18 protein-coding genes and 1 pseudogene are annotated in these 25,558 nt (G+C 48.8%); 4 read left to right on the forward strand and 15 right to left on the reverse strand.

The genetic code is table 11. The features are described 5' to 3' along the window. Positions 1 to 5: 5 nt before the first annotated feature. From HJG40_RS02585 to HJG40_RS02605, 5 genes are all read right to left on the reverse strand, one after another. A complete protein-coding gene (locus tag HJG40_RS02585; protein ID WP_215862751.1) occupies positions 6 to 1,901 on the reverse strand; it encodes a site-specific DNA-methyltransferase in 1,896 nt (631 codons plus the stop codon). A 100-nt stretch (positions 1,902 to 2,001) separates the two neighbouring features. Then, positions 2,002 to 3,765 carry a hypothetical protein gene (locus tag HJG40_RS02590; RefSeq protein ID WP_215862752.1) on the reverse strand — a complete coding sequence of 588 codons (1,764 nt, stop codon included), beginning with the start codon at positions 3,763 to 3,765 and terminating at the stop codon, positions 2,002 to 2,004. Between the two features lie 92 nt (positions 3,766 to 3,857). Then, positions 3,858 to 4,610: an HNH endonuclease gene (locus HJG40_RS02595; RefSeq protein WP_215862753.1), complete on the reverse strand. Its 753-nt coding sequence runs from the start codon at positions 4,608 to 4,610 to the stop codon at positions 3,858 to 3,860. Then, positions 4,607 to 7,510 (reverse strand): SNF2-related protein, encoded by a 2,904-nt coding sequence (locus HJG40_RS02600; RefSeq protein WP_215862783.1) that lies wholly within the window; start codon positions 7,508 to 7,510, stop codon positions 4,607 to 4,609. Before HJG40_RS02600 ends, HJG40_RS02595 begins: the two co-directional genes overlap by 4 nt. A 9-nt stretch (positions 7,511 to 7,519) precedes the next feature. Continuing rightward, a complete protein-coding gene (locus HJG40_RS02605) occupies positions 7,520 to 8,788 on the reverse strand; it encodes an SIR2 family protein (protein ID WP_215862754.1) in 1,269 nt (422 codons plus the stop codon). Positions 8,789 to 9,441: 653 nt separating this feature from the next. Here HJG40_RS02605 and HJG40_RS02610 point away from each other — a divergent pair. Continuing rightward, complete coding sequence (locus HJG40_RS02610) at positions 9,442 to 10,386, forward strand: restriction endonuclease (RefSeq protein ID WP_215862755.1); 945 nt, start codon at positions 9,442 to 9,444, stop codon at positions 10,384 to 10,386. A gap of 57 nt (positions 10,387 to 10,443) precedes the next feature. Continuing rightward, positions 10,444 to 10,792: pseudogene (locus tag HJG40_RS15020) on the forward strand (hypothetical protein); the annotation flags it as partial. A gap of 141 nt (positions 10,793 to 10,933) precedes the next feature. Here HJG40_RS15020 and HJG40_RS02615 read toward each other — a convergent pair. From HJG40_RS02615 to HJG40_RS02625, 3 genes are all read right to left on the reverse strand, one after another. Then, complete coding sequence (locus HJG40_RS02615; protein ID WP_215862756.1) at positions 10,934 to 11,152, reverse strand: hypothetical protein; 219 nt, start codon at positions 11,150 to 11,152, stop codon at positions 10,934 to 10,936. Beyond that, positions 11,139 to 11,339, reverse strand: coding sequence for a PDDEXK family nuclease (locus HJG40_RS02620; protein ID WP_226856919.1), 201 nt, complete (start codon positions 11,337 to 11,339; stop codon positions 11,139 to 11,141). Before HJG40_RS02620 ends, HJG40_RS02615 begins: the two co-directional genes overlap by 14 nt. A gap of 88 nt (positions 11,340 to 11,427) precedes the next feature. Further along, on the reverse strand, positions 11,428 to 11,691 hold the full coding sequence (locus HJG40_RS02625) for a superinfection immunity protein (protein ID WP_215862757.1): 264 nt from the start codon (positions 11,689 to 11,691) through the stop codon (positions 11,428 to 11,430). 222 nt (positions 11,692 to 11,913) lie between these two features. On the opposite strand from HJG40_RS02625, the gene HJG40_RS02630 reads away from it, so the two are divergent. Next, entirely contained in the window at positions 11,914 to 12,474 is a 561-nt protein-coding gene (locus HJG40_RS02630; protein WP_215862758.1) for a metallophosphoesterase family protein, read from the forward strand. Between the two features lie 437 nt (positions 12,475 to 12,911). Here HJG40_RS02630 and HJG40_RS02635 read toward each other — a convergent pair whose 3' ends face one another. Genes HJG40_RS02635 through HJG40_RS02655 form a run of 5 tightly spaced genes read right to left on the reverse strand, consistent with a single transcriptional unit; the run spans position 12,912 to position 17,702 of the window. Then, entirely contained in the window at positions 12,912 to 13,688 is a 777-nt protein-coding gene (locus HJG40_RS02635) for a metallophosphoesterase (protein ID WP_215862759.1), read from the reverse strand. A gap of 55 nt (positions 13,689 to 13,743) precedes the next feature. Next, positions 13,744 to 15,072, reverse strand: a complete 1,329-nt coding sequence (locus HJG40_RS02640; protein ID WP_215862760.1) for a hypothetical protein — start codon at positions 15,070 to 15,072, stop codon at positions 13,744 to 13,746. A 23-nt stretch (positions 15,073 to 15,095) separates the two neighbouring features. Next, positions 15,096 to 15,995 carry a metallophosphoesterase gene (locus HJG40_RS02645; RefSeq protein ID WP_215862761.1) on the reverse strand — a complete coding sequence of 300 codons (900 nt, stop codon included), beginning with the start codon at positions 15,993 to 15,995 and terminating at the stop codon, positions 15,096 to 15,098. Continuing rightward, complete coding sequence (locus HJG40_RS02650; RefSeq protein WP_155270555.1) at positions 15,992 to 16,129, reverse strand: hypothetical protein; 138 nt, start codon at positions 16,127 to 16,129, stop codon at positions 15,992 to 15,994. Before HJG40_RS02650 ends, HJG40_RS02645 begins: the two co-directional genes overlap by 4 nt. Positions 16,130 to 16,172: 43 nt before the next feature. Further along, the gene (locus tag HJG40_RS02655) at positions 16,173 to 17,702 is read right to left on the reverse strand and encodes an AAA family ATPase (protein WP_215862762.1); all 1,530 of its coding nucleotides are present in this window, start codon (positions 17,700 to 17,702) and stop codon (positions 16,173 to 16,175) included. Positions 17,703 to 18,244: 542 nt separating this feature from the next. Between HJG40_RS02655 and HJG40_RS02660 the strand changes: the two genes are divergently transcribed. Further along, a complete protein-coding gene (locus HJG40_RS02660) occupies positions 18,245 to 20,920 on the forward strand; it encodes a DUF262 domain-containing protein (RefSeq protein ID WP_215862763.1) in 2,676 nt (891 codons plus the stop codon). A 336-nt stretch (positions 20,921 to 21,256) separates the two neighbouring features. Here the strand turns inward: HJG40_RS02660 and HJG40_RS02665 are convergent, their stop codons facing one another. Further along, positions 21,257 to 22,378: a hypothetical protein gene (locus HJG40_RS02665; RefSeq protein ID WP_215862764.1), complete on the reverse strand. Its 1,122-nt coding sequence runs from the start codon at positions 22,376 to 22,378 to the stop codon at positions 21,257 to 21,259. Positions 22,379 to 22,703: 325 nt separating this feature from the next. After that, entirely contained in the window at positions 22,704 to 25,526 is a 2,823-nt protein-coding gene (locus HJG40_RS02670) for a hypothetical protein (RefSeq protein WP_215862765.1), read from the reverse strand. Between the last annotated feature and the right edge of the window lie 32 nt (positions 25,527 to 25,558).

Here is a 25,558-nt window from a genome sequence, read left to right on the forward strand (position 1 = left end):
GACCGTCAGACCACTTTGAACACGATGTTTTTCAGCTTGCAGGCTTCCTTGGCGTTCACCTTCAAGGCATCGTTACCGGCAAAGCCTTCATCCAGGAACACCACTCGCTCTGGCAATCGGTCCACGATAGCCTGCACCGAGGGCATGCTCAGGTTCCGGTCCAGACAGACCAGCATGATGCCGTCATGGATGCTGTATACAGTTTTCCCGTCCACCTGCAGGGTCTCCACGGGAATAGACAGAGGAAAGCCGCTTTTCAACAGAATCTCGTACAGGATATCCTGATCAATGCGACCTTGGCGGACGTGCTCAATGTGCATTTCCATCTGTAGAGATATATCTTCCGGCGATTGGTCGACGGAACCATCCCACGGCGTAAAATTGGATTCGGCCAGTTTGAAGACCCGAAAGCCACGATCCTGATTCTTTTCGTTGCCGTCCTCGTCGTTTAGCTTGTTGATGACACGGCGGACACGTTCTTTGGTGATGTCAGCGATGGTTTCGAATCCAAATCGTCTTGCTGGCGATGATTCTGGGATCAACTCTGGGAGCTGAACCAAAATGAAAAGACGATTACCATTATCTGAACCATTTTGTTTAATTACTGCATGAGCCGTTGTTCCTGAACCAGCAAAAAAATCAAGGATGATCTCCTTATCCTCATTTTTTGTCGCAATATCGAGCATGCGTTTGATCAATCTAACTGGTTTCGGTGTATCAAAAGTACCAGCAGCATCTCCTAAAGTGGCATTTAGTTCCTGCTTTGCTTCCTGGTTATGACCGCTCTCCGTGTGTGGCCACCACGTCGAAGGCACAATACCATCCTGCACTTCCGATCGGAATCTCTTTATACGAGGAACGTTATTACCTGATTCGCCAAACCAGATTCTATTATCTGCAACTAACTGAGCAAATTTTTCAGGCGTAGAGCCCCAACACCTTCCTTTAGGCGGAGTAAGTATACGGCCAGATGGTGTGATTATTTCATATATATTTTGGCTAACCCCTGTTTTCATAAATTGATTTCCACGTTGACCACCTGTAAGACTAATAGTGAAGTCTCCAGAACTCCAAGGACCACGCGGATCATTGTCTGTATTTTCAAAACGGGCATCGGCCTCTTCGGATCTAGCAAGAAGATTTGGATTCCATACTTCTTTATTTTTTGCAACCACCAGAATATGGTCATGTGAATCGGAAAACCCAACAGCGTTTGCCTGCGGTGAAAACTTTTTTTGCCAAACAACATTGACAATAAAATTTTCTTCGCCGAATAATTCCGAAAGAACTTCTCTTAGATGCGCCACCTCACCATCATCAATACTAATAAAAATAACCCCATCATCCCTCAACAAATCCCTAGCCAAATACAACCGAGGATACATCATGTTCAACCATTTGGAATGAAACCGGCCATCAGTATCCGTATTGCTACTAAACCGCTTACCCTCTTCTCCGGTCTGCCCGGTATACTCCAGATAGGTTTGCAAACTTTCGCTGTAGTTGTCTGGATAGATGAAGTCGTTGCCCGTGTTGTACGGCGGGTCGATATAGATCATCTTTACCTTGCCGATGTACGACTTCTGCAAGAGCTTCAACGCTTCCAGATTGTCCCCTTCAATGATCAGGTTTTCCGTAGTATCGAAATTGACGCTTTCCTCTGGTGCGGGAAGCAAGGTGCCCATGCTCGGCGTCTGGATGGCCTTGAAACAGGCGGATTTGCCGGGCCAGTTCAGACCATAGCGTTCCTTGCCTGTATCCACCATATCGCCAAGAGCCAGTCGCAAGCGGTCGAAGTCGATCTGACCGCCTTCCGTGCGGACTTCGGGAAAGAGGCGCAGCAGTTCTTCCCGTTTTTCTTCGGGGATGTTGAGGGATTGGAGGTTAAGTTTATCGTTCACCAATTATCATCCTTATTTTTACTATATCACAAAAAAACTGGTTTTTAAGTCTCAACAACATCATAAAACTTGAACATAAAAACTTATACATTCCAACAGATCAAAGAGGCGCGTTGATCTCACGCCATTCCTTCGCAAGCTCCCAGAACTCCTGAGACATAGCAAATATACTTGTATCGAGATCCGCTTGAATGCTATCAAGGGGTTTTATTTCAGTATAATTTAACTCTCTACGAATAAATTCTTGAAGCTTTAAAGCATCGACCAATGGGCTTCTTGTGGCCTCTTTTATTTGTTTCTGCTTTCCTTTCTCGAAAAGCTCTTCTCTCTTGTTGTTTTCTATCTCTATAGGCTTTACCAAATCTAAAATAACATAAGGAATTACGTTCACGAAAGCCAAACATAACCTCACAAATAACTTCCCGTAGCAGTCGATAAGTCCATTTTTCTGAATATCGCTTAGTGCAGCGTATCTATCTTCATTGATTATTTTTTTTGAAAACATATCAATCTGTAAGGAGCTCTCCGAAACCGCAGTCTCAATGCTGCTAGGTGTAAACTTTTTTTCTGCTTCCTTGTAAATCATTTTCAGGCAGGCGGTCACATAAGACGCCGGCAGTATATTTTCGTTTAATAGCCTAAAAGCCTCATTCATAATATGGGACAGATCATTCAGGCGTGCCAATGTCTTCTCCAAGTAATCTTCGATTCCAACATTGACGACTTTATCGCAATATATTTCAGTAAAAAGCTTATTTATAGCTTTTATATCACGAAGAATTTCCCATTCTTCCATTTCACCGGTAAAGCCTTTTCCTACATCGTTTTCAAACTCCGCTTCACTACGCCACCGAGCCTCTTGTTCAGCCGAGACAGTGCCATCGTCTTGTAATTTAAAGGATTTGTGAGACTTAATACCTGCCTGAACATTTTGTGTATCTGACGGGTTAACCAGAAGACGAAATTTCTCACTCCTACAAACAATGTCTAGAAAGTCAAGCCGTTTCCTAACCTCAATTCCAGCATTTTCCAGGAAATACCAAGAAAGAATAATAATAGAAATATCATTATATTTTTCGACCTTATAGCTATTAACGGCATGCGGTTTTTCCATGTCACCATTATTAACAAGTTCAATGAATTTATTTTCTTTTTCTTTGTCAACTGTATTTACATTATCATAATGTAGGCATATAGCGCTCTGATTTCTTTTTTTACTATCATAGGATTGTACTTCTCGATAAAACTGATCAGGCTCTTTTTTATATGCACTATACGCATCGTCAAGAATTTTATTCCTATCTAGACCAAAGGACATTTCCTTTCTGCCGGACAATATTGAACTAATAATGTATATATCGAAAAATTTACGATCTTCTTCAGTAAAAAATTTATCTCCTTCTAAATCTATACGAATGGCTAGCCAAAGTATTCTGGCATCCTCAACATCTAGAACGCAAAATTCGGAAAGCCGAGCAGATTCGGCCTTGGCGAAAACAAACATATCATCTATGGCGTTCTTAATATTCCATAGAGGAGTTGTTACTTCAAGCAGATATTTTTCAATTCTATTCAATGAAGCGGTTTCAGCTGCCAACTCATGAGCCAACGCCTGCCTTTCTGTACTTATATCGGTATTTTTAGCCACATAAAGCACAGCAATGGAAACTCCAAACAACGCTGCTGCAGCTAGCGTGGCCTGCACTATTGTTGCAATAACATTCTGCATTGCAAGCTCACTAGCGGAGACCGAATCGAGAACCATAAGGGCAACGAACATCAAGGTAGAAACCACTAAATAGGCTATGAGACCAATTGCCATATAGGATTTTATCCCTAGTTGATCAAAATCTTTAGTTTTCATATAATCCTCCCTTAAAAATACGATAGTCAATTTATCTTATTCAGAAAATAAAACATTTGTCGAATACCAATAATTTACTATTCCACATGAAATCATTGTGTTTCTGATATCCGCTTTAGACTTTCTACCGACATCGCCGGCTTCTCTTGATGCAGCATGGCATGGCAGTTAGGGCATACGGGCCGCAAGTCCCTAACCGGATCCACTTGGTACCGGTCACCTATTGTTGCAATATCCACCAGATGGTGCACATGGATGAAACCGGCACCAATATCGCCATACCGTTTCTCAAAATCAAAGCCGCAGACCACGCATAACGCCCCATAGTGTTCGATACACTTTTGACGGGCTACAGGATCACGTTCGTACCTGTTCACGGTGACCCGTTGCAAAGCGCCTTCGATCAGGACACTGGCGGGGTCATCGATGTCATCTGGGTATAGGGTGTTGGACACCGTCGCGACTGGATGCGCAGTCTTCCCAATGGTCTGTCTCCCATACCGGGCAAGTAGGGCACGCAAAGAGGGCCGCTTTCCTCTGCCCAAAGATTCGTAGTAATCCACATGCTGCTCACCTGCCTGTAATGCAGTATCGAACGCTTCCGGCCCAAAATCTTCCCGTATGTGTTGCAGAAAATAATCCCAAGTAAAATCGTTCATAGCCCGCTTCAGGATTCTGCCCTTAAGCATACCATCAAGATTCGTGATCATATTGGAGGCAGAGGTACGGTTAAGCGAGAAGTCCCGCACCAAGCGTTCAACGGCATCATCTTTGGAAATGAGACCTCGGTAAACATCTGCCGCAGCAGCATAGACCTCAGGAATTGAGTCATTCGGAATTTTCATGTGAGCCGCCACTGCATCACAAACAGCAGTTCTTCCTCAGTCCGTTGCTTCATCCGGTTCCCCATATCATCCAGCAAATCGTCTTTTTTTCTCTCCACGTCACGTGATGCCTGATCATAGGTCCGCCAGGCATCGTCCCGCTGAGATTCCAGCTTTCGGAGTTCCCGTTGTTTTTCGAGCTTATCCGGAATATTTGCTGCTTGCCGAGCCAAACGGCGCTTTTCTTTAATTTTTTGCTCCAGATCATCCAGTTCCGCTTTCAGGGATATTCGCCGATCATCGGCCCAGCGATCCAGCTTATCCATTTCCACGTCGAACCAGGTGCCATCCCTTTTGCCTATATCTTCTGCCAGCGCCTGCCAACGTGTCGTCAGTTGGTCATATAGTCCATCTTCCATCGATTGCCCGACCTTAATCGCATCCCTAACGACCACCTCACCGTCCAAATCAAAGAACCGTCTGCATTGATCCATGGTGATTGCTTGTCCATCATCCGTCATACCGGCAAATACTAGATGATCTTCAGACTCTATCGCATCCATGCGGTACCGGCCACATGCCAGCCAGCCGGATTGCCCTACCAGCGGCTCCAGTATGGCGATATGCTTCCCAGATTCTGGGTATCGAAAGACCACCTCGGCCACGGGCAGCTGCATCTCTTGGGCATCGGCCAGAATCCGCTGTGCCAGAGGATGCCCTAACCGATAGGTGTGCTGACCGGCCATGTCGGTAGAATCCGATTTGCTGACGGCCATTCTGTAGTTACCCAAGGGACAATCCTGCCAGCCCGCTTTTCGATTCTCCAGGCGGAATGCGTGCCCGGCATCATCAAAGGCGGCATAACCGTCCAGCATGAACCGGGTAACACTCCAGAGGCGGGCATTGAAGGTATCCAGTGTTTGGGCACTTTGCACCTTCACCTTTTCAATGACCTCGATATCAAAATTGTTCAGCAGTTTTTCACGGGCGTCCTGTTGGTTTCCGGTGATTTCGCTTTCCATTTCACTTTGCAGGGCATCAAATTCAAAGGAGATTTGCCCCGGTGAGCGACATTTCTGATAGATGCTGGCGATCCGCTTTTCAAAGTCCACGCCAGACTCCACCACGCCAAGCACTTCATCGCTGGCCCCGAAAACGCCGTTGAACAGGCGGAACTTCTCATCCAGCAGTTGGTAAACCCGTACATCAGCGGCATTGCGCTTATTCAGGAAATTGACCACCACCACGTCGAACTTCTGCCCGTACCGATGACAACGGCCAATGCGTTGCTCGATACGTTGCGGATTCCAAGGTAGGTCGTAATTCACAACCAAGTTGCAAAATTGCAGGTTAATCCCTTCTGCAGCGGCTTCGGTGGCGATCAGAATGGATGCTTCATCCCGAAAACAGTCCACGAGGGCAGCCCGCATGTCAGCCGTCGGGGAACCGCTGATCCGATCCGTGCCGGCATACTGTTCCATCCAGCGCCGGTAGATGGCCTTGGATTGCGAGTCATTGTTAGTGCCGTTGAACAGAATGGCTTTACCGGCAAACTCGGTTTCGGCAAGTAATTCCAGTAGGTATTCTTGAGTACGGCGGGATTCGGTAAAAATAACGGCCTTTTGCTGAAGGGTTGCTGCACCTTGGCGCTTTTGGGCATTTTCAGAGGCAGAAAACCCTCGCCGCAAAGCGGTCAACAGATTTTCGCCTTTGGAATTCTGGATGATGGATCGGGCTAGCGTATGAAACTCTCGCAATTTAAGGACTTCCGCTTTCATCCCTTCAATTTCCGCAGATGTCAGCGAGTTAACGATCGCTTCCGGGTTTTCTTCACCATCCCACTCGTCGGTCAGTTCATCCAGGTCCTCCCAATTTTCTCCAAGGTCTTCGGGTGGACTGTCCACCAGCGCCGCTTCTGCCAGTGCTTTCTCCAGTTTTATGACCAAACCATCCAGAGTATGGGCGATGGCATAGGATGATGACGCCAATAACTTGCGTAGTACCAAGGTCATCAGTTGGCGTTGCCCGGAGGGTAGCGCATAGAGAATGGGCTGCTGGAGATATTCCGACACCTCATCATACAGTCGTTGTTCATCGTCGGTTGGAAAGAAATCCTGCACCAAGGCATGGCGGCTGGTGTATTTCACATATTCCAGCACCTGTTTGCGCAACGTGCGTTTGCACAAGGGATTCAGGCGTTCCCGCAGTTCTTCAAAATCATCGTCACTGGACAGCCGGGAATATTTGGCTTTGAAGCTCTTCAAATCCCCAAAAGCATATTCATCAATGATGCTGACCAGACCATACAGTTCCAGAAGAGAATTCTGCAATGGCGTAGCGGTCAGCAGCACCTTGGTGTATGGGGCCAGTGCCTGTTTGATAGCGTTAGCGATTTTGTTGGAACCGCGATAGACGTTACGCAAGCGGTGCGCTTCATCGATGACTACCAGGTCCCAAGCCACCTGCTGGAGATAGGCGTCTTTTGTACGGGCAAATTGAAAGGAACAGAGGACAATTTGCGGTTGAACAAAGGGGTTTAGGTTGCGATTACGGATTGCCTCGTTGAAACTCTTGGTTTCAAGAATGATGGACGGCAGATGAAATTTTTCAGCTAATTCCTGGGACCATTGTTTACGCAGATTGGCGGGCAGAATGATCAGGAGCTTACGCCGTCGTTCTGCCCAAAATTGGGACAGCAGAAGCCCCGCCTCAATGGTTTTGCCCAACCCCACTTCATCGGCCAGGATGACCCCTTTGGAAAAAGGATTGCGCAGGGCAAAAAGGGCTGCCTCAATTTGATGCGGATTCAGGTCCACCTGAGCATCAGAGAGTGCAGAAGACAGCCGGTCAGTACCATCGTCGGCAGAGCGCCGTGTCAGGTCGTGGGCAAAGAGTTTAGCGTGGTAGGCGGTAATATTCACAGTCAATATTTAAATCGAGGTAAAAGGCAGCAATCTCCCTACGGACTGAGGATTGAACTCGCTAAAAAGGTTACAGGGATTCTGTTGGTCAGCGGCCCGACCCAAAACATCTCTCAGTCCATACGGAACAAACTCCACAAGGCCGCTGTTCATAAATTGTTCATTAAATATGGTACGCATGCGAGATATGTAATCGTCTTTGCTTTTTTCGCCATTTAGGGATGGATTAACAACCAAAAACTTCCGCAGCCCTATGTTATTTTTTAAGCCGATCTGAAACATAGACTTGACATAATAGTCTGTTATTGGGAAGGAGTAACCGATAACCACTATTTTTGTAGCTGTAGAAAGGGCTTTTATCGCATTGCTCCACAATGAAAGAAGACCACCATCCGTCTCGCTTCCTCCTCTACTGTTTTGCCTTTTCTGCCATGTTGGTGGCTGTATAAAACCCTCACATTCTCCAAAACCTTTATAATATTCATCTTTTATAAATAGGTATGGGTTATCTACTGTGCGCTCCAACGACCAGTTTATAGACCCGTGCATCTTCAGAACCATAACACAATTTGATGGGCGGCTATCCATCGGCACATTCCAGCGAACATTATTAGTAATAAAACCGCCTTTTTGATTTTCTGAAACAATCTCATTGGCCGTAAATCCGTATGACATGGGTATCCCTAACGCATTTAACGACCGCTCCAATAGCAGATCATAATTGTAAGTAATAAATGTATAATCACCATTATCACCATGATACAGGTGGTTAGTCAACGCAGCGACATAGAAATCATATATTGGTACAATTGCTGTATTTTTAGGACCATGGGGGTTAATCTTTTCGTGGCCATCCATATCCCATGATGGCGGTAGCATTCTTGAACTAATATCTGTTTGATCCAAAATAATACCTATGCCCCTCGGCATGGGAGTTTGCTTTTCCGTATAATCTATGGTGGCAGCTATTGCTGTTTTGATATTCCTATCTAACTCGCTATAACTACCAGCGGGTTCGGCTGCTGCAGCACTCAGCAAATCCTCGATATTATCTGGTCTTATAGCACACCGTAGGGCAGCAGATGAGATGTCATGCCTATACTTGAGCAGCTCCCTAATAGCGGCACTCTTTTCCTCTCTACCTGCCTTACGTAACCAACCATTTGCCTCGATCATCTTGTAGACAAAACCATCCATCAGCGGAAGGCCACGTTCTGCTGAAAATCCAGCTCCTAATAAAAACACTGTGTGCTCTTGACCATCTGGAATCTCAAGCATTACAAACTCCTGTATGCGTCAAACAACCCGTCCAAGCTTCATACTTCATCAAAAAACACGCCGGATCACAGGCAGTGGACTCATTCATTGAGTGCCCTAATCGGAATAAAACCAATATAAATCAAAACGCACCCCTAATATGGCATTGGCTCCAAGAGAGCCGGCCATAATCGGCCAATTGTTCTAGATCGTTGTGTCGGGTATGGGCAATCATTTTAAGGTGATCCACCTGCTTGCCAGCAAAAATAGGGCAGACACCACCCAGCAAGTTGCCGATGATGTTACCGTATCGGACACCCGCGCCAAAGACCGATCTGATAACGCGGACCACACGCATGTCGGAGCAGTTGTTGATGGTAGGATGAGGACAGGACTTTGATCTGCGGCCATGCGGTTTCCTTTTCTGCGGAATACTGCAATCCATGTACTGATCACAATGTATTCTTATGGGATCAGTATGCTGGACAGGCGATCAGTCATCAACTTGCTGCGCAACTAAGTGTGCACCTTATAAACCAGGACCGGTTACTGACTTGCTCAGACGAATGCTCCTTTTTCCAGACGACGCTATCCAACAACCGTCACGTCTCGACAACCCTTGCCGCTTTTTGCACACTGGGAACATACTCATACAGCCGCATAAAGAGCCGCCGATGGCCTATTATAGAAAACGCCGCAGATACCGAGGTTCCAGCGGAAGCCCACTACTAAACATCGCCACCATGACTGACCCTGCTTGGAACGGCCCGGCTATCCTCGCAGGCTTCATCCTGTTTTCATCTTGGCTGATTCTGCCAGCTATTTTTCAGATCAATCCCATCCTGAAGATACTGACGCCACTTTTTGAGATACTCGGCAGTATTTTGGCGCTGATTTTCGGATTCATGGCGTTCATATTGTTTCTCACCCGTGATTCAGTGCCCGAGGTACCATCCACAACGTACAAGCCTGCATATCAGCCACCAAAGCCCACTCAAAAATTCCAGAATATTAACCCATCAAATTACACCAACCCCGATCCTAAGCAGATCAATGGATGGTCCTTGTCGTTACTTAAAGATCTCGAATGGAAACGGTTTGAGGATCTTTGTAATGAATATCACCGTGAATGCGGCCTGAAAAGTACCACCACAGGGCTTGGTGCCGATGGCGGTGTAGATATTCGCTTGTTCCATCGGGAATCAGGCGCATTAATCGCTGTTACCCAGTGCAAAGCATGGCCAGATAAATCTATAGGGATTGCGCTTGTTCGACAGCTTTTGGGTACGATGACTCATGAAAAAGCGCCGTTCGGGACTTTTATCACCAATGGCACATTCACCAAAGCCGCCGAGGATCTCGCCAAGGAAGACCATATTATTCTTGTTGATGGAAAACGCTTCATCGAACTGATTGAACAATTGCCTACTCTGTCGCAGGCGCGATTGCTGGCATTTGCAACAGAAGGAGACCACACCACGCCAACTTGTCCACATTGCGGTATCAAAATGGTGCTAAGAACCAGTAGAACAACGGGGAAAAAATTCTGGGGCTGCAAAAATTACACAAAATATCCACCCTGCAAACAAATATTGCAGGTGAGAAAAGGAACGAACTGAATATCCCCAAAATGGCAGAAAGCCAATCTACTTCTGCCGAGGCATTAAACATGTGTCGAGCGTGCAGAACAACCGAAGGCTCAAGGTTACCGGGGGATGTATCCAACGCAATGGCAGCCATCCCCTCTCCGTCTCTCAGAATGCCAACAAAATCATAATCGTAAAACCACCAAAGTGCGGGCGAAAATTTAGCATGTATTTGCGGCCATAGAACAAATGGGCGGCAATCGCATTCGGACCATCGGCCAAGTACGCGTAGGCTTTGCGATGACCATGATGGTCGTGACCTACAACATAAAAACCCCTGACCTTTCTCGAAAAGGGAGCGATCAGGGCCGGAGCCTGCCCGAAATGCGGAAATGATGGAAATATGGTCTTAAAAAAACGCAGCTCACAACAGCCGTAAGAAGATATTCAGCAGATTGATTTGAGGCTAACATTCACCCTGGAACCCCGTTTTCATAGGACACAGCGTAACCATTCAGAGCGCTTTTCGTGGTAGCTGTTTTTTCCTTTAGATATGGCCCCATGAGCAAAAGTGTTTCGCTCAGACATCGGCGGTTCCGGTTGATAGCTGGGCCTCGGCATCGGCTTCGCGGAGTTCTTGGGCGGAAATGCGGACGCATTGCCCATCCCGAACCATCACAATGCCGGTATTGGTTTGTATGGCGATCTGTCTGGCCAGTTGGGCAGCTCGGCGCATGGCTGCCATGGAAGCACGCAAATCGGGATTGCGGGCCTGATCAATATTTTCAGCGGTATTCATGAGGGGTCACCATCGTCTCCAACAATCGGGCAAATTCACTGTCATTGAGGGAAACATGATTCAGAGCTTCAAAATGATGGCGGAAGTTGGCTTCCAGTGCGGCCCGATCATGAATATCCGGACGATAGCTGTACTTCAAATCGCCCAGTTTCTGGATGAGGGCTTCTTCGATTTCTTGTTCGGTCATGTTGCGGGATGCGGCTTCCTGTAAACACTCCCGCCCATGGTGCGAGGTTCAGGGGCTTTCGTCAATTTTTGCAGGGAATAGAAGTGGTTCAGAGGGAGGGTTTGTGCCGGGATGGACCATCTTCATCGAAGGTGCCGCCGTTACCCAAAGCTATGGCCCAGATTAAAGCGGCGATCCAGCCCAGTACCGTCCATCCCAGAAAGAGGTCCAAGAGCGTGATGGCACTTAGGTAGGGACTTCCCATGGTCCAGGCCAGAAAGATTGGAAGCGCATAGACCAGTGCCGCGATTACAAAGGCCGCTATCAGCAAAAACAGAAAACCCGCGCGACTATCCATCATCCAGTGCATCATAAGCGGCATCCTTTTTTTCTATGGGCAGGAGAACACAATCAATCCTGCAAAAGCAGCAGAAGTTTTTCCTTACTGGTGATCTTACAAATCTGAGACGCAGGCGTAAATAAGCTTTTACTGTTATCTCGATTCAGGCCGCATGACCGGATGGATTTGCCGCAGATATGGAAAAGGCTCATCAGGTTGTGACAGGATGCATTTTTTGCATTGAGGTTGGGATACATGCTGCGGACCTTCTTCACCAGCGATAGTCATTTCGGGCATGCCAACATTATTCGTTATTGCCAGCGGCCTTTTGCAGATGCAGATAAGATGGATCGCGCCATGGTCGATATCTGGAACAGCGTGGTGGACCCTCGGGATACCGTCTATCACCTGGGCGATTTTTCCATGCTCAAGCCAGACCAGATCGCGCTACTCCTCAAAAAGCTGAATGGCACCAAACACCTGATTCGCGGAAACCACGATCCTGTCCATTCCAATCAGATCAAGGGGTGGTCCAGCGTACAGGAAATGACCAAGATTCATGTAGAGGGAAAGAGCCTTTTTCTGTGCCATTATCCGATGCGGGAATGGCCGGGCATGTGGAATGGCACGATTCATTTATACGGTCACGTGCATGGCAACTTCCCACCGCAACCGGGTTCTATGGGAGTCAGTGCAGATGTTTGGGGTGGCAGGCCCGTGCAAATTGCCGATATTTGTGATGCGCTGGAACCCTTTGATCCGGAAGTCGCCAAGAGGCATCGTGCAGAAGTTTTGCGATTGCGGAAATGGGAGTAAATTTTTGATCTGAGGCGTCTAACCCATTCTGGTTATACCGCTTACTATAAATAGATATATTAATAGATAGATACGGGTGCACCAAATAGGTGCCGGTCGGAAGAGCCAGCTACACCGAATTGGTGTATCCTGATTTCCATACGCAACAAGGCGTACTGTTCTTCTTCCGAGAAGGATGAACTTTCGGGTCAGCATTGAACGGCACTGTTTGCTGGACTTTTTTCATGGATTAAGCATTTCCCCCAAAAGCTCCAATTTTTTGCACTCTGAAAAATCATGTTCACTGTACGCTCTTCTCCAAGAGGAAAATGCCCATTCAATATTTTTTTCGTGAAACATGAAAACACAAATCTGATGAAATAGCCCAGTGTGTCGTTAGGTCCTATTTTGAGGAATATCACCTGTTTAATAATGGCAGTTTTTTTTGATACATAATGTCAGGGATAAGTTTCAACCTCCGCAATCCGATATATACGTTCATTCCCTTCATCAGGATATCCCCATGGATTGCAGATCACCCGGGTTTTGCCGATGCGGTAATCCATCGGATCATGTACATGGCCGTGAATCCAGAGTTCGGGCTGCCAGCGCTGAATGCGCTGCTCTTGATCGGAGCAGAAGCCTCCCGAAATGGGGCTTCCGGCAAATCGGGGATGTTGGCTTCGGTAGCTGGGTGCATGATGGGTTATGACAACCGTCGGTCCTTGATGTGGATTTTGGGTGAATTGCTCATCCATCCAGACAATACTGTCCCGATGCACCTTGAGGATGGCTTCTGGCGTGATACTACCGGAAATGCCGGTTTGTAGTGCTTGCCCATCATAAATCACCTCGAAGTCGGACATCATGCGCTGGCAACTGTGCTTCTGTTTCCCCTCAGCGAAATCCGTCCAGAGAGTCGCCCCCAAAAAGCGTACTGCGCCCAAAAGGATCGATTCGTTTTCCAGCAGAAAGGCTTGGCGGTCATGGGCAATCGCCTCGCGGTACTTCTGCCGGTCATCGGGGAAGATTCCGTCGTAATATTCGTGGTTACCCAGCACAAAGATGACGGGACCATCGTAGATTCTCCGCAGTTTACGCAGAAACTCTGTGTAATACTCCGGCATCGTGTCCACGTCGCCCGCCAAAACCAGCACATCGACGGTCGATAGCCCCGTCATGGTGATGGAGGCATCCAACTCCAGGTGAAGATCAGAAGCATAGGCGATACGCATAACCGGTTTCCTTTTGTAGAGGGCTCATCTTAAAAAGCATCGTCATGGCTGAAAGCTAACGGTACAAGGCATCCACATCCACGCCCAGGTCCGCCCCCAGCGCTACATCCCGCAGAATCTCCGCCCACCAGGGCAATGACGCCGCACTTTGCCGGAGAATGACCCCTTTTTCTATTTCCAGCATTAAGGGCGGCCGATAGTCGGTCGGCATCGGGTCCGCCGTGCTGCGGTTATCATAAATCCGCAGGCGACGCGCAAGATGTGCCACCAGCGCGGTATGGGTGAAACCAGCAAACAGGTTGCGTTGAATCTGGGTCACGGGAATATCCTGCCGATCACTGTTCCGGGCACGGAATTGCACCCGCTGGGCCAGCGTATCCAGATCATGTACTCCCACATAATCCAGATCGATGACCGCCCCTGCCCGAACGCTTTCCAGCACCTGATCAAACCGGCCGGCAAGGAAGAAGGTGGTTTCCACCAGCAGATTCTGGCGGGAATCCATACCCCGTCGCCAGTCCGCATTGGATAGCAGATAGGCCACCTGCAATTCCGGCAGTGGTTCATTGGCGGCTGGAATCAGACCCATGGCCGCTTCTGCGGCATCCCTATCGGGCAACCAGCGATGAATGGCCGCACGGGCAATCGTGACCAGATGGGCATGCTCTTTCGGGAGCTGTGGCAGATAGCGATCCACATCGACCCAGGCGTTTTCCGCTATACCCAATTCGTGGCGCAACGGTTCAGAAAGAAGGGTTTTACCGGAACCGACACTGCCAGCCAGATAATGCAGCACCTGCGCTCCGGTGTCGGCATGATGACAGTGCTTTCGCGCTTCTGCCAATTCTTCCGCATAATGTGCCCGTCGGATAGCCACATAACGCCGATAGGTGGACGCCTCCTGTTCCGGATCAGCGCTCGACCGACCTGCGGTAGAAGAGCCTTCAGTTGGACATCCTTTTTGTTGAGATGGGGATTCCTGCAACTTTTGGAAGGCAGCGGGCGTAAGTCCGTCCTTGGCATGTTCCGGGCAGGCTACATACCAGTAACCGCCACGGACCAATAAGGTGCCCGGCAAACCGCAGTGCTCACAGATCCGGCGGGAGCGATTCTCATATTCCTCGACGATCTGAAACAGGGCATGTTTCTGCCGGTCCGTCAGCACGCCGTCATAGCTATAATAATAACGCATTGTCCCGAATTTCTGTTTGACTTCATGGACGTGAATACGGATGCCATGCTCCTCGGCGTAGGTTTCCAGCGTCTGTGACAAGGTACAAAGCAATGGATACCAGCCGTCTTCGCACCAGAAATGATTTTCCCGATAGCGGCTGTACAGTGCGGGATAATCCCGCCGCAAGGCCTGTTCCAAGGCGATATCCATGTGTGCTTTCTCCCCTTGTTTTTTTAGAGTGCGGGCGCATTTCCCAGCGCCACGCACACTATTTCTGTGGCTGTGGCCATCCAGCCCTGCTGTTCCTGATGGCAAAACAGGGTTAAACCCTGATTGAGATATTTTTCGGGCTGGTCCAGATGGGCGGCCCCCGTATCCAGAAACACATGTCCGGCGACCTGCAATAAACGGCCTTCCCGGGGTGGCGTGATGGTATGGCCTACATAAGTTCGGGATAGCGCGGCCGGAATGATGGGGATTTCATGGGACAGGGCATAACGCAAACTCCGTCCCCACAATAAATGATCTTCCCAAGTCCCCGTTGCGTCATAACCGATGACCGGATGCGCCTCCTGCCAACGGGGATGGGTGTTATCTGCGAGATCAGTATCATTCCAGCACACCGCCATCGTATTCTCCCGTTCTGCGACCAGATCGGCGTGCAGCACCTGAAAACGACCTGCCGGTGTCGTATTCTCTGCATCAACAATACGGACCAATGGCACCCGTGCGAGGACTGATCGCCACTGTTCAAAGCATTCTTCCTCGCTGCGATACAGACGCAGCCAATCCCATCCGCCGTTTTGGTTGAAAAGATCGGCGTAGGCTGCCGTCCGTTGGGATTCGGCCCGCTCCATCTCCCGCAAATGACCCATATTCAAGGTCGCCAGCAGCATAGCGTCGTGATTGCCCAGCACCGGATAAAACCATGGCGCATCCAATAGATCCAGTGCTGCGGCACTGTTTGGACCCCGATCCACCAGATCGCCCACGCTGAACAGGCGATCCGTATCGACAACAAAGCCTACCTGATCCATGAGCTGGTAGAGAACATCGGGATGACCATGCAAATCCCCGACGATAAAGTCCCGGCCCTGTAGATTGGCTGGGTGCATGATGACACGCGGGTTCATGAATTTTTCTCCTCCAGTTCAATCACCTGATCCAGCTGTACGCCAGTCCCTTCTCTCGGGTAGCCGAAGGCATTGGACAAAATGCGCACCGCGCCAATGGAGTAATCCACGGCATGGTGGGTATGTCCATGCATCTACGGCCCGACATCCTGATCACCGCAGCGTGCCATATTTTCTTCAATGGAAGTAACGCGATGCTGTCCCGTTATCCATCTGTGCTCTGGCCTCCAGTTGCAGCAAAGAACGTGTGGTGACGCCCAATTGCCGTAGTGAACCGGGATTGCGCCGAAACTGCCGCCGCAAGCCCTCGACAATCTCTGGTGGCAATGCAGGCAATGCCCAGGATTCCGTGCCCAGATCCCGCGCAATATCCTGGAGGGTGTTCGTAAAAATACGATCAAAGTCCCGGCTTTCGGGTTCACCCACGCGAATGATGGTAAAACGCGCGCGCAGGGGTTTGGGCAGATCACGCAGGTCATTGGCCGTGGCCACCCAGTTGACGGCCGAATAATCCACCGGTCCCAACAAATACTCATCGGTGACGCAGCGGGCGGTGGTCGGTTCCAGCATGGTCAGCAGGGTTTCCCATAGGCGGCCATTGTGTTTGCTGGTACCGACTTTTTCGATTTCATCCAGACAGACCAACGGATTGGCCTGACGGTTTTCGCGCATGAATTCGACCAGATAACCTGCCCGTGCGGCACTCCACCCTCGTGCCGTGCCTTTGAGCATCATGTTATCGTTCATCCCTGCCATCATCAAAAAGGCCGTGGGCAATCCCAGTGTCTTCCCCAGACTTTGCACAAAGCGGCTTTTGCCGAGTCCAGGATTGCCGACCAACAAGAGGGGGCGGAATTTCAATACCGGATGCCCCGTCACATGATGCAGTGCCCATTCATTTTCGAGCTTGTCTATGGCCGGCACCATCCAGGGATATTCCTGGCGCAAACCTTCCGCCCAGGAAGGGCTATCCGGCCAGGTCTGCAAGGGCAGCGGGCCAAGCAAGGTTTTGAAACGGGACAATGCTTGATTTTCCTTGGCATCATTTCCGGGGGTAATGCTACCCAGTATTTGCCGACTGTATTCTGGAATCGGTTCATTCTGGGTCAATAACCGCTCTGCCTGCCATTGCAGACCAATCAATGACAGATCATCACAAGAGGCCGCCTGCATGCAGTCCAACACTTCTTTCGCCAAGGCCGCGTCCTGTAGGGCAATAGCCGCTCTTAAACCCAATTCAAAAGCCACCGAAGACAGCTTCTCGAAGCGCCGATTCTGGTTCTTCCAGAGGAAATCCCCACGTTCCTCTTCGCTCTGCCATTTCCGGAACGCTTGTAACCAGCGGGGATCGTAGGCGGTCTGGCCCAAAGCAATATGGAACTGCAACAGCAGCATCTGACCCATCAAAGACCCCCACTCTGCCCCGATCATCAACCACTGTTCGGCAACCTGCACGTCATTGGGCAGGCGGTCATCGTCTGACAGATAGCAACGTCCGATATCCACCAAGCCTTCGCGCAGGCTCAGTTCGACGGGCGTTTTTGGATCACGCGCGGACATCGAGTCGAAATCCTTGTCCAGCAGGTTTTGTTCAATGCCATTCCAGATGGACAGAAAAACCTCTGAACGCTTTTTACCAGCGGCTTTTACGTCCTGTTTGAGTTTTTCACCAAGTGCGAGGAGTTGATCTTTGTAGGGTGTGGTCATGTCAGCCTCCTTTTTGTGGACAGACAGTAGTGCGTAGTATATCTAATAATACATATATGTCAAATGTCCTGTACTGTAACAACACGCAGTTTTTATTTTTTCGTTAGACGCACAATCCGCTCGAAAGCCCCTCCTCCTTCTTCCATCAATGCAGACAACTCTGACGAGATTTGTTGCGCCATGGTCTGGTCTGGACGATGAATTTCTGCAGGGAGGGGGTGCTGATGCTGTTTGGTCGGAAGCGAAGTGGTTAAAACTTTGTTAAACTTTTAACTGGGAACTGTCCGATTGGGCGACCCTGCAGTTCTTCGAACGAAGGGCTGGTTCAGACTGGAAGCGGTCGTTGGATGCTCAACGGTCTGGTCAACAAACCTCTTGGAACCGATCGCACAACAGGTGAATTAACTCACTGAATTTCCATATAATTATAACATCACGTCAAGCCAGCAGGAGAGATCACATGTCAACAAAATGCAAATATTGTAACTCAACCTCCTATGGTAGAGGATGTCCTTATAGTCCAACGAAAGTACATCAGCATAATGATGATGAAAAACGATGTGAACTCTGTGGTTCTACATCACTTGGCAGCGGTTGTCCTTATAGTCCAACCAAAAAACACTATCATGGCAGTGGGGCGAACAAATGTAGGTGGTGCGGTAGCACATCCACAGGGAGCGGATGCCCATATAGCCCAACAAAGTTACACGAGAGATAATAATAAAATGAAATCCTGCGAATCCAATACGGCCGCGTTCCTTACTCTCGCCGAAATTGCGGCTTGGCAAATTCCTCAAGAAAAACCTGGAGTCATCGTTGCAGCTCTACCTGCTTTACAGCGGAGTGGAGTTTGGAAAGTTAGGCAGATCGAGGAATTATGGGATTCTATACTACGTCGCTTCCCGATTGGTGCCTTTATCATATCCCCTCCTAACGGTGCGCTGAATCAGCAGAACTTTAAACTTCAGTCCGATCAAGACGATCTTCCAGAACCGACCCATCTCCTCCTGGATGGTCAGCAGCGTGCCACAGGTATCGCCTTGGGATTCTACGATCTCTGGGGATATGACATTAAGGAGGCAAAGAGTGTGCTATGGCTGGATTTAGCAGAAGCTCCAAAGAACCGGGAGGTCGAATTTGTATTCCGAGTGGTGACACAAGCACATCCTTGGGGTTATAAACGGAGCGAACCGGATGATACTCTTTCCGCCAATCAGGTCCGTACGGCATTACAGGCTTTTCGAGCTGTTAATCAATTTGAAGGTTTGCGGCCTGAGAGATTCGCGCTCCAGAAAACTTGGCCATGGGATGCGGAAGCCTCAGTACCGATGGCAATGCTCATTGATGCAGTAAAACGAAATCCCGGTGATTCGGCTGCGGCGAGAGCTGCAGCCTGGAAACGCATCAAGACCTTACCAATGTACGCCGACAATCCAGCTTTTCAAACTGAGGTTGATGGTGGGCAAGTGGTAAGAAACTCTCAAAAGGAGATTGAAAAACAATGCCAGAATGTGCGCAAGGCATTCGAGCTGACAGACTCGACACTGTATCACCGACTCGACTTTGTTTTACAGCGATTGCAGGAACTCCTGGCCCATAATGGCGGATACCAAGTGCCTGTACTTTCACTCGATTTGGGAAATGCGGCGTATTCACTATGCAATGTTGAGGAAGAAACTACGTCTGATGCTTTAACGCCCGACGATGCAGCCAAGAAAGATGCGATAGAACTCCTCTTTGTGCGTGTCAACAGTGCTGGTACGCCTCTTGCTGGTGAGGAGCTAACCTATTCGCTTCTCAAAGCTGCTTGGCCGGACGCAGCAAAATTTATCGACGGGTTAGACCATAAACCTGCCCAGGCATCACGCATCGCCATGCTATGCGTGCGGCTGGTCCTCGCCCGTCGACAATTGCACACAAGCCAAGATAAGAAACTGAGTATGCCGCCGGTACAGGGTGTAAATGAGTTTCGTCGTTTGGTGCGCGACCAGAATCCCCAACATCCAACCTTTTCTGATGATTTAAAATCCTTCATAAAGGATAGCGCGAATGCATTGTTAACAGCCACATGGCAGTTCTTGGTCGACAGCAAAAAGTCATATACTTTGCTACCTGTAATAGCGGTAGAATTGGCACAGAAATCACCTGATGTTTATTTACTTCTGTTGTGTTGGGCTGATCGGCTAATGGAAAAAAACATTACTCCGGCGCAGATCAACGAAACGGCGTATCGGCGGACGCTGGGGTTTTTAACGGCGCTGGCCTGGTTTGCCCCTGATAAGAGTAAGGCCTGCTCTGCCATCTGGTCTGAGTTACAAGAGAAAATGGATAATGAGAATCTTATCCAATATTTCAACAACACCCGTTTCCAAAATGCTTGTCGTCTTGATAAGCATTTCAATCTGTGCATGATTCCTCTGCCCTCGGTGAAGGAGCTTAATCTCGCCTGCAGCAGAGGAGTAACGGGGCAGAGGGGATGTCGGAACACAATCAGTAGTGTCGACAGTAGCATTTGGAAAGAATGGAATTGGTATACATCATTTACTGACCTCTTAGTGAGAGAGGGGGATATTAAAGCGAAATGGGCCAAGCAACTCGCACCTGAGGATGGAGCCCCAGACCTTGCCGAATCGACGCTTCAGGTAGCGCGTCGTTTTTTAGATACTCTTTACGACTCACATTCTATCCTACTCTATGCACAACGTGACTGGCTGCGAAAATGGTATCCAGATTTTGACCCTTCGCAACCCGAATACATGGAAGACAAGAATAGGCCTTGGGATTATGACCATATCCATCCGCAGAACTTGTTACGCTCCGATGCTGGTAATTCGCGCCGAAATATTCCTCAAGTAATATGGGATTGGCATGGTTCCATTGGAAATCTACGAGCCTGGCCTTTAGAGGCTAACCGTGCGGATAGTGATATAAGCCCCACTCTTAAACTTAAGTCAGTAAATGCTGACGATAAGCGTTATAGTGTTAATAATGGACATGAAAAAAGAAACGCATCTTTTGTGCAAGAAAATGCTGAATGGGAACATTGGCAGAATAGCGTACCCATGAGTGATGATGGTAAATATATTGAGGATAAGCGCTATCTTGCATTAGCAAAGTACCATGATAACAGAAAAGATCTGATCAAAGCCATTGTAGCGCGATTTGTCTCTTTATATCGGGTTTGGTATGACGAACTTAGGATCGGTGATTTACAGTAAGCTAACGGCTACTCACCTAATTATTGTGCAACAAAAAACTGCGGAAAAGTGTCATAAATTTCTGCAAAAATGCATCTTGCGTAGTTTTTTGTCAAATTTGGCTCTTCCAAATTTAATATGGAAAAAATGCTGGGCGTAATTTGTATTCTCACTCAATCTACGCTCTGTAGGTTGTGGCGAAGCTTTGTATCTATTGCCTGGCCAAGATTATTTTTTGGATTTATGTGCTCTGTTTTGACAGAAGGAGGATTTGTGGAAAGTGGCAAAATCGGCAAGAGGGGGAAGTGCTGTCGCTATTTAAACACGGGCACATGGTTAACGATTGTAGCCATGTAGTTATAATGTAATTGCTATAATGGGTTCTGACGGGATATAAACAGATAGGTTGTTCCGCCATCTCCCCACACCATTAACGTCGAGGTCTACTCGAATTGGCAGCCAATTGTTTGTGGGCGTACTGGCGAGAACCTCGACCCCATAGACGCGCTTAACGCACCGAAGTGGGGTATGTTGCTGGTCGTTTGTGAGGTCTGTGTAGGGAATGGCGGCTTGACGGATAACCTCAAGTTTCAGGTAGCGGGCAAACCACGGCGACCCGACAAGTAGATTGTAATACTCGGCAAATCGCGTTCCGAAATCTTGGTGAAACGGGCTTTCGCCCCTCTGGTGTGACAGACACGTCTTCATCTGCTGCGGCAGCGCCTCCAGGCCAGACGTTATAGCCCAATTGCCACCTTGAACCACTAGGTCGTCACTGCCTGAGAGTGCCCAGCTTTTCGGTAGGTCGGAGGCCCGGATGCGATCTGCGCTCGGGAAAACCGGACACCGAACCATATAGCCACCAGTCGTCTCCCTGGTGATAGACGGCTTGTCTCTGAGCCTGCGTCCATCCCCAAGTTCATTCACAAGAACATAACGCTCAATGGCCTTGGTTCGCTCGTATCGCTCGGCGAGCGCGATCAAGGTATGAACATCGCCGTCAACGAAATTGCGCAGATGGAAGCTCCACACCTCGGCCTCAACACCCAGAAATTCCCCGATAAATACGATATTGGGTCCAATGGCGACAAGGTCGGGAACGGCCTCCCCGGTTGAAAGGGCGTTGCGTTGCCTCTCAGCGCACTTCGCCTCATGGTCGGATTTCATCGCCCGAAGCATGTCCGCCGTGTATGTCACTTCGTCCCGATCGATCAGGTCGGCGTGGGTCGCGCACAACCAAATGGCATTGTTGATATGAGTGCGCTCCTCGCGGGACATAGATGCAAGATAGCGTCGCGCTCCTGGTCCGGGCGCGGCGGCATGAATATGCGCGGCCTTGCCGATCATGTTCACGGCCTCAGGGGATTCATCGCTAGGGCCTGATGTCGGTTGTGGGCAGCCATGGAACGAGCACTGATGATTTGCGCGAAGCGCCACCTTCCGTTTTGTGTCTTCGGGAAACTCGTCGCGGTTACTCATTGCACCTTGCTGTCAGGAAAAATTAGCACAGGCTGTCAGTACGGCAGCATCCAATTGAATTTCAGCAGATTGCCCCACGGCAGTAAGTTTTTTATATGCTAAGAAGGAGCTGTGGTCAAGTCTAGCTAGTGCATGAGCGTTTGCTGACATGGCTCAGGTGGAGTCCTGTTGATCATCTGGTCGGCCTTCATTAACCGGTAATTCATCTTGAAATTTGACCACGGTGAAGATGTCCCGCAGCTGCTCGACGTGCACAATCTATATCCAGCAAAACTAGGCCTATTTCGACTTTTTTATGAGTGAGATAAACGTTGGACAACGAATCTCAACTATTCGATCGGCTCGCCGAGACGTCAATCTCATTCCAAAGGTCTTCTATTCCAGGAATGCGCCTCAGTTTGTCTGCGACGGTCCTTGCATCATTGAATAAACCGGCCTGTGTAAATTTTCTTATTATGGACTTGAAATGATCCTGAAAATCTAAAACAGGATTATATGTTTTCAACAATTCCAGTAAAACCTTACTTACTTTTCCCGGGTTTCCATCGGCTAGGCGATCAAGCTCCTCAACGAAGAAATCGGCGTTATAGTCAACGTATACAAAAGGTGCCACTACAAGCAGCAACCTTTCCTCCCTCTCCCCAATGCCTCCCAGATAGCAACTAAGCAAGCCTAGGCTGGATAAAAACTCTGATGCTGGCTCATTACCGTCATGAGTTAAATCGATGCAACGATCCCAAAAAGTGAGTATCCTGTCCGTTTGTTCTTTCGTTAAATTCTGTCCACGCACGCTCCAAAAGAAGCGGCTAATTTCCCTAAGATCCTGTATCTGTTTGGATTCGAATAAATATGCAAATTGCGAGGAGTCCAGTGTTTCATTGCCCCAAAGATACGCGAGTGCCATCCAGTGAAGTATATTTTCCCGAGCATGCCGGACTTTCAGCTCCGCATGCAGCGCCACAGTCAGTACATCGCAATCTTTTAGCTGCGTGTACATCCAGGGGGTCATCTGAGCATATGCCAAGCCCTCTAAAGCGCACAAGAAATTATTCCTATACTTCACCGGGAAAATTTCTGCGATGCGCGCGCGTAGCCAATGGGGCGCTAAATATTCGATATTTATGGCGAAAGATGCGGTGAGGGTTGAGAACTCGTAATTCCCGTTCTTGCACTTCGCAAGTTCAGCGTCGAATATCGGCTGCATTTCCCTCCACGCTTCGTCATGACTGTCAATCTCACTATCGCGCACACGGCAGACTCTGAGTGCATGATTGTAAAGGACGCCAATGACCCTACCTTTCTCAGTGTTGAGGGCCTGTGTCATCGGATCATCCGCTACCGTGTCGACTGGCGTCGCGTGCTCCAGAAGGATCTTGATCAAGGCCCATCCTCGTGGCAAAAGACTGGTCGGATAAGCCTTTGCATCGTTCTGCGTTCCCGCCCCAAGGAAATCAGCAATCACGGTTGGAATCCAATCCTTGTTGGGGGTCAACAGATACATCGGGCCCTGATCCTTCGGCATTGTCTCGCTCCAAAATTCGGGCGCTGCTATTACGGACTCAAAAAATCCGATCAAATGTTCCCACGCCATGTCCCAGTTGATTCTTTGGTTAACTGTGGATGCGGCCCAAAAGAGTTTAAATCCGTTAATGATGCCGTATTGATACGGCCAATCGGCACTTAAAAACTTCGGCAGGAGAGGAAGAAACACTTCAGGTCTGCTGCCCACGGCACTTTCAAGCGCATGAATAAGTGCCTGGATAGTTGGCCCACGCCAAGTATCTGGTTGTCGAAACCCGTTCAACTTCTCCACGATGTTTCCGGCATTGGCGAAGGCGACGAGCTCGTCGGCCTGGTATGGTGTTGATCCAGGACCCATGGCTAATTCATGATAAGAATTGAAATCTGGATGTTCGGAAACTGGCCCCAAGGATGCATCGGAATTTAATTCCGAATACCAGCTATCCGCAGGCTCATAGCCTTGGCCACTCACAGCAGAAAGCCAGTCACGTTGGCGAGATATCAAATACCGATTGGCGTCATCACATCCGGGAACTGGCAGCAATTGACGAATTACAAGGATCGTTTGTTCCTTGTATTCGGCGAAATCTTTAAAATGCTTTTTGAGCAGTCCATACGTCTCATGTAAACATTCGAAATTAAAGAAAGTCGGGGCGAGAACGCTGGGACACAGATCATTCAACCGGTCCCAGCCCTGGTTTACCATGTAAACACCAATACGCTGCACAACCTTGGAATTAGCGCATAGCATCTTCTGAATGAAGTCGTGGGCGTTAGCCTGGTCATGGTCCAACCAACCCAGCAGCGTGTCACGGAGCCCCTCGACAAAACGATTTTCCGCAGCCCGCCATGAGCGATTTTGTGAATTTTCCTCAATAGCGGGGCGCAGGATCCAGCTTGGAACGCCGCGTCTTTCGGGATCAAAAATTTCGCAAAGCCGTTCCACAAAGAGATCACAAGCGTCTCTTCCGACTTTCTCCCCCAATACGGTTGCCCCAGCGCTTATCATACCCTTAAGCCAGTGATCCTCAATAAGTGTAATAGGTTCTTCCCTGCTCCCGCTAAAGCCTGGGGTGTCAATCCATCGCACCGTAGTGCAATGGTAGAGGATGCGGTACGCTTTCCTCCAATTTTCAGGTTGTTCATCTGAAAGCATGCGCAGAAAGACGCCTTGACCCAGTTCATGACCGACGAGGCCTCTTTCAAACCTACCCTGAAGCCAATTAGGAATAAGGTCTAGATCTTCTTCCGAAACGACAGACAGAGGTACTAACCTAAGGATGGTGGCGAACCGATGATAGGTATAATAATTGTCTCGCAGTGAGCCATCTTCATCGCGCGTCTGGCTGACATCCCTTACGACATTCATCACTTTTTCGCCGAGATCGGAGTTGTTGTCCTCGCCAGATTTTTTGGCGACAGCCACTAAATAATCTAACGCATCCCAATAGGGAACCCTGAAATGGCCTTCATCATCGACCTTTTCTGGCGCAGGATTCTCTTCAGGATTAAAAAAGCCTTTTTCAGCAAGTGCATCGAAGAGATCGTCAAAATTATGCTTTCTCTTTTCAAGAATCAGCCGAAATCCACGGCGCGCGTGTTCGCTGCTTTTAGCCATGCGATTCAAGAGCACGTTCTCATTGCTTGAAAGGCTAGTCA

Origin of the sequence: Acidithiobacillus concretivorus, assembly GCF_018853445.1 — a bacterium.
In the GTDB taxonomy this organism is placed as follows: Bacteria; Pseudomonadota; Gammaproteobacteria; order Acidithiobacillales; family Acidithiobacillaceae; genus Acidithiobacillus; species Acidithiobacillus concretivorus.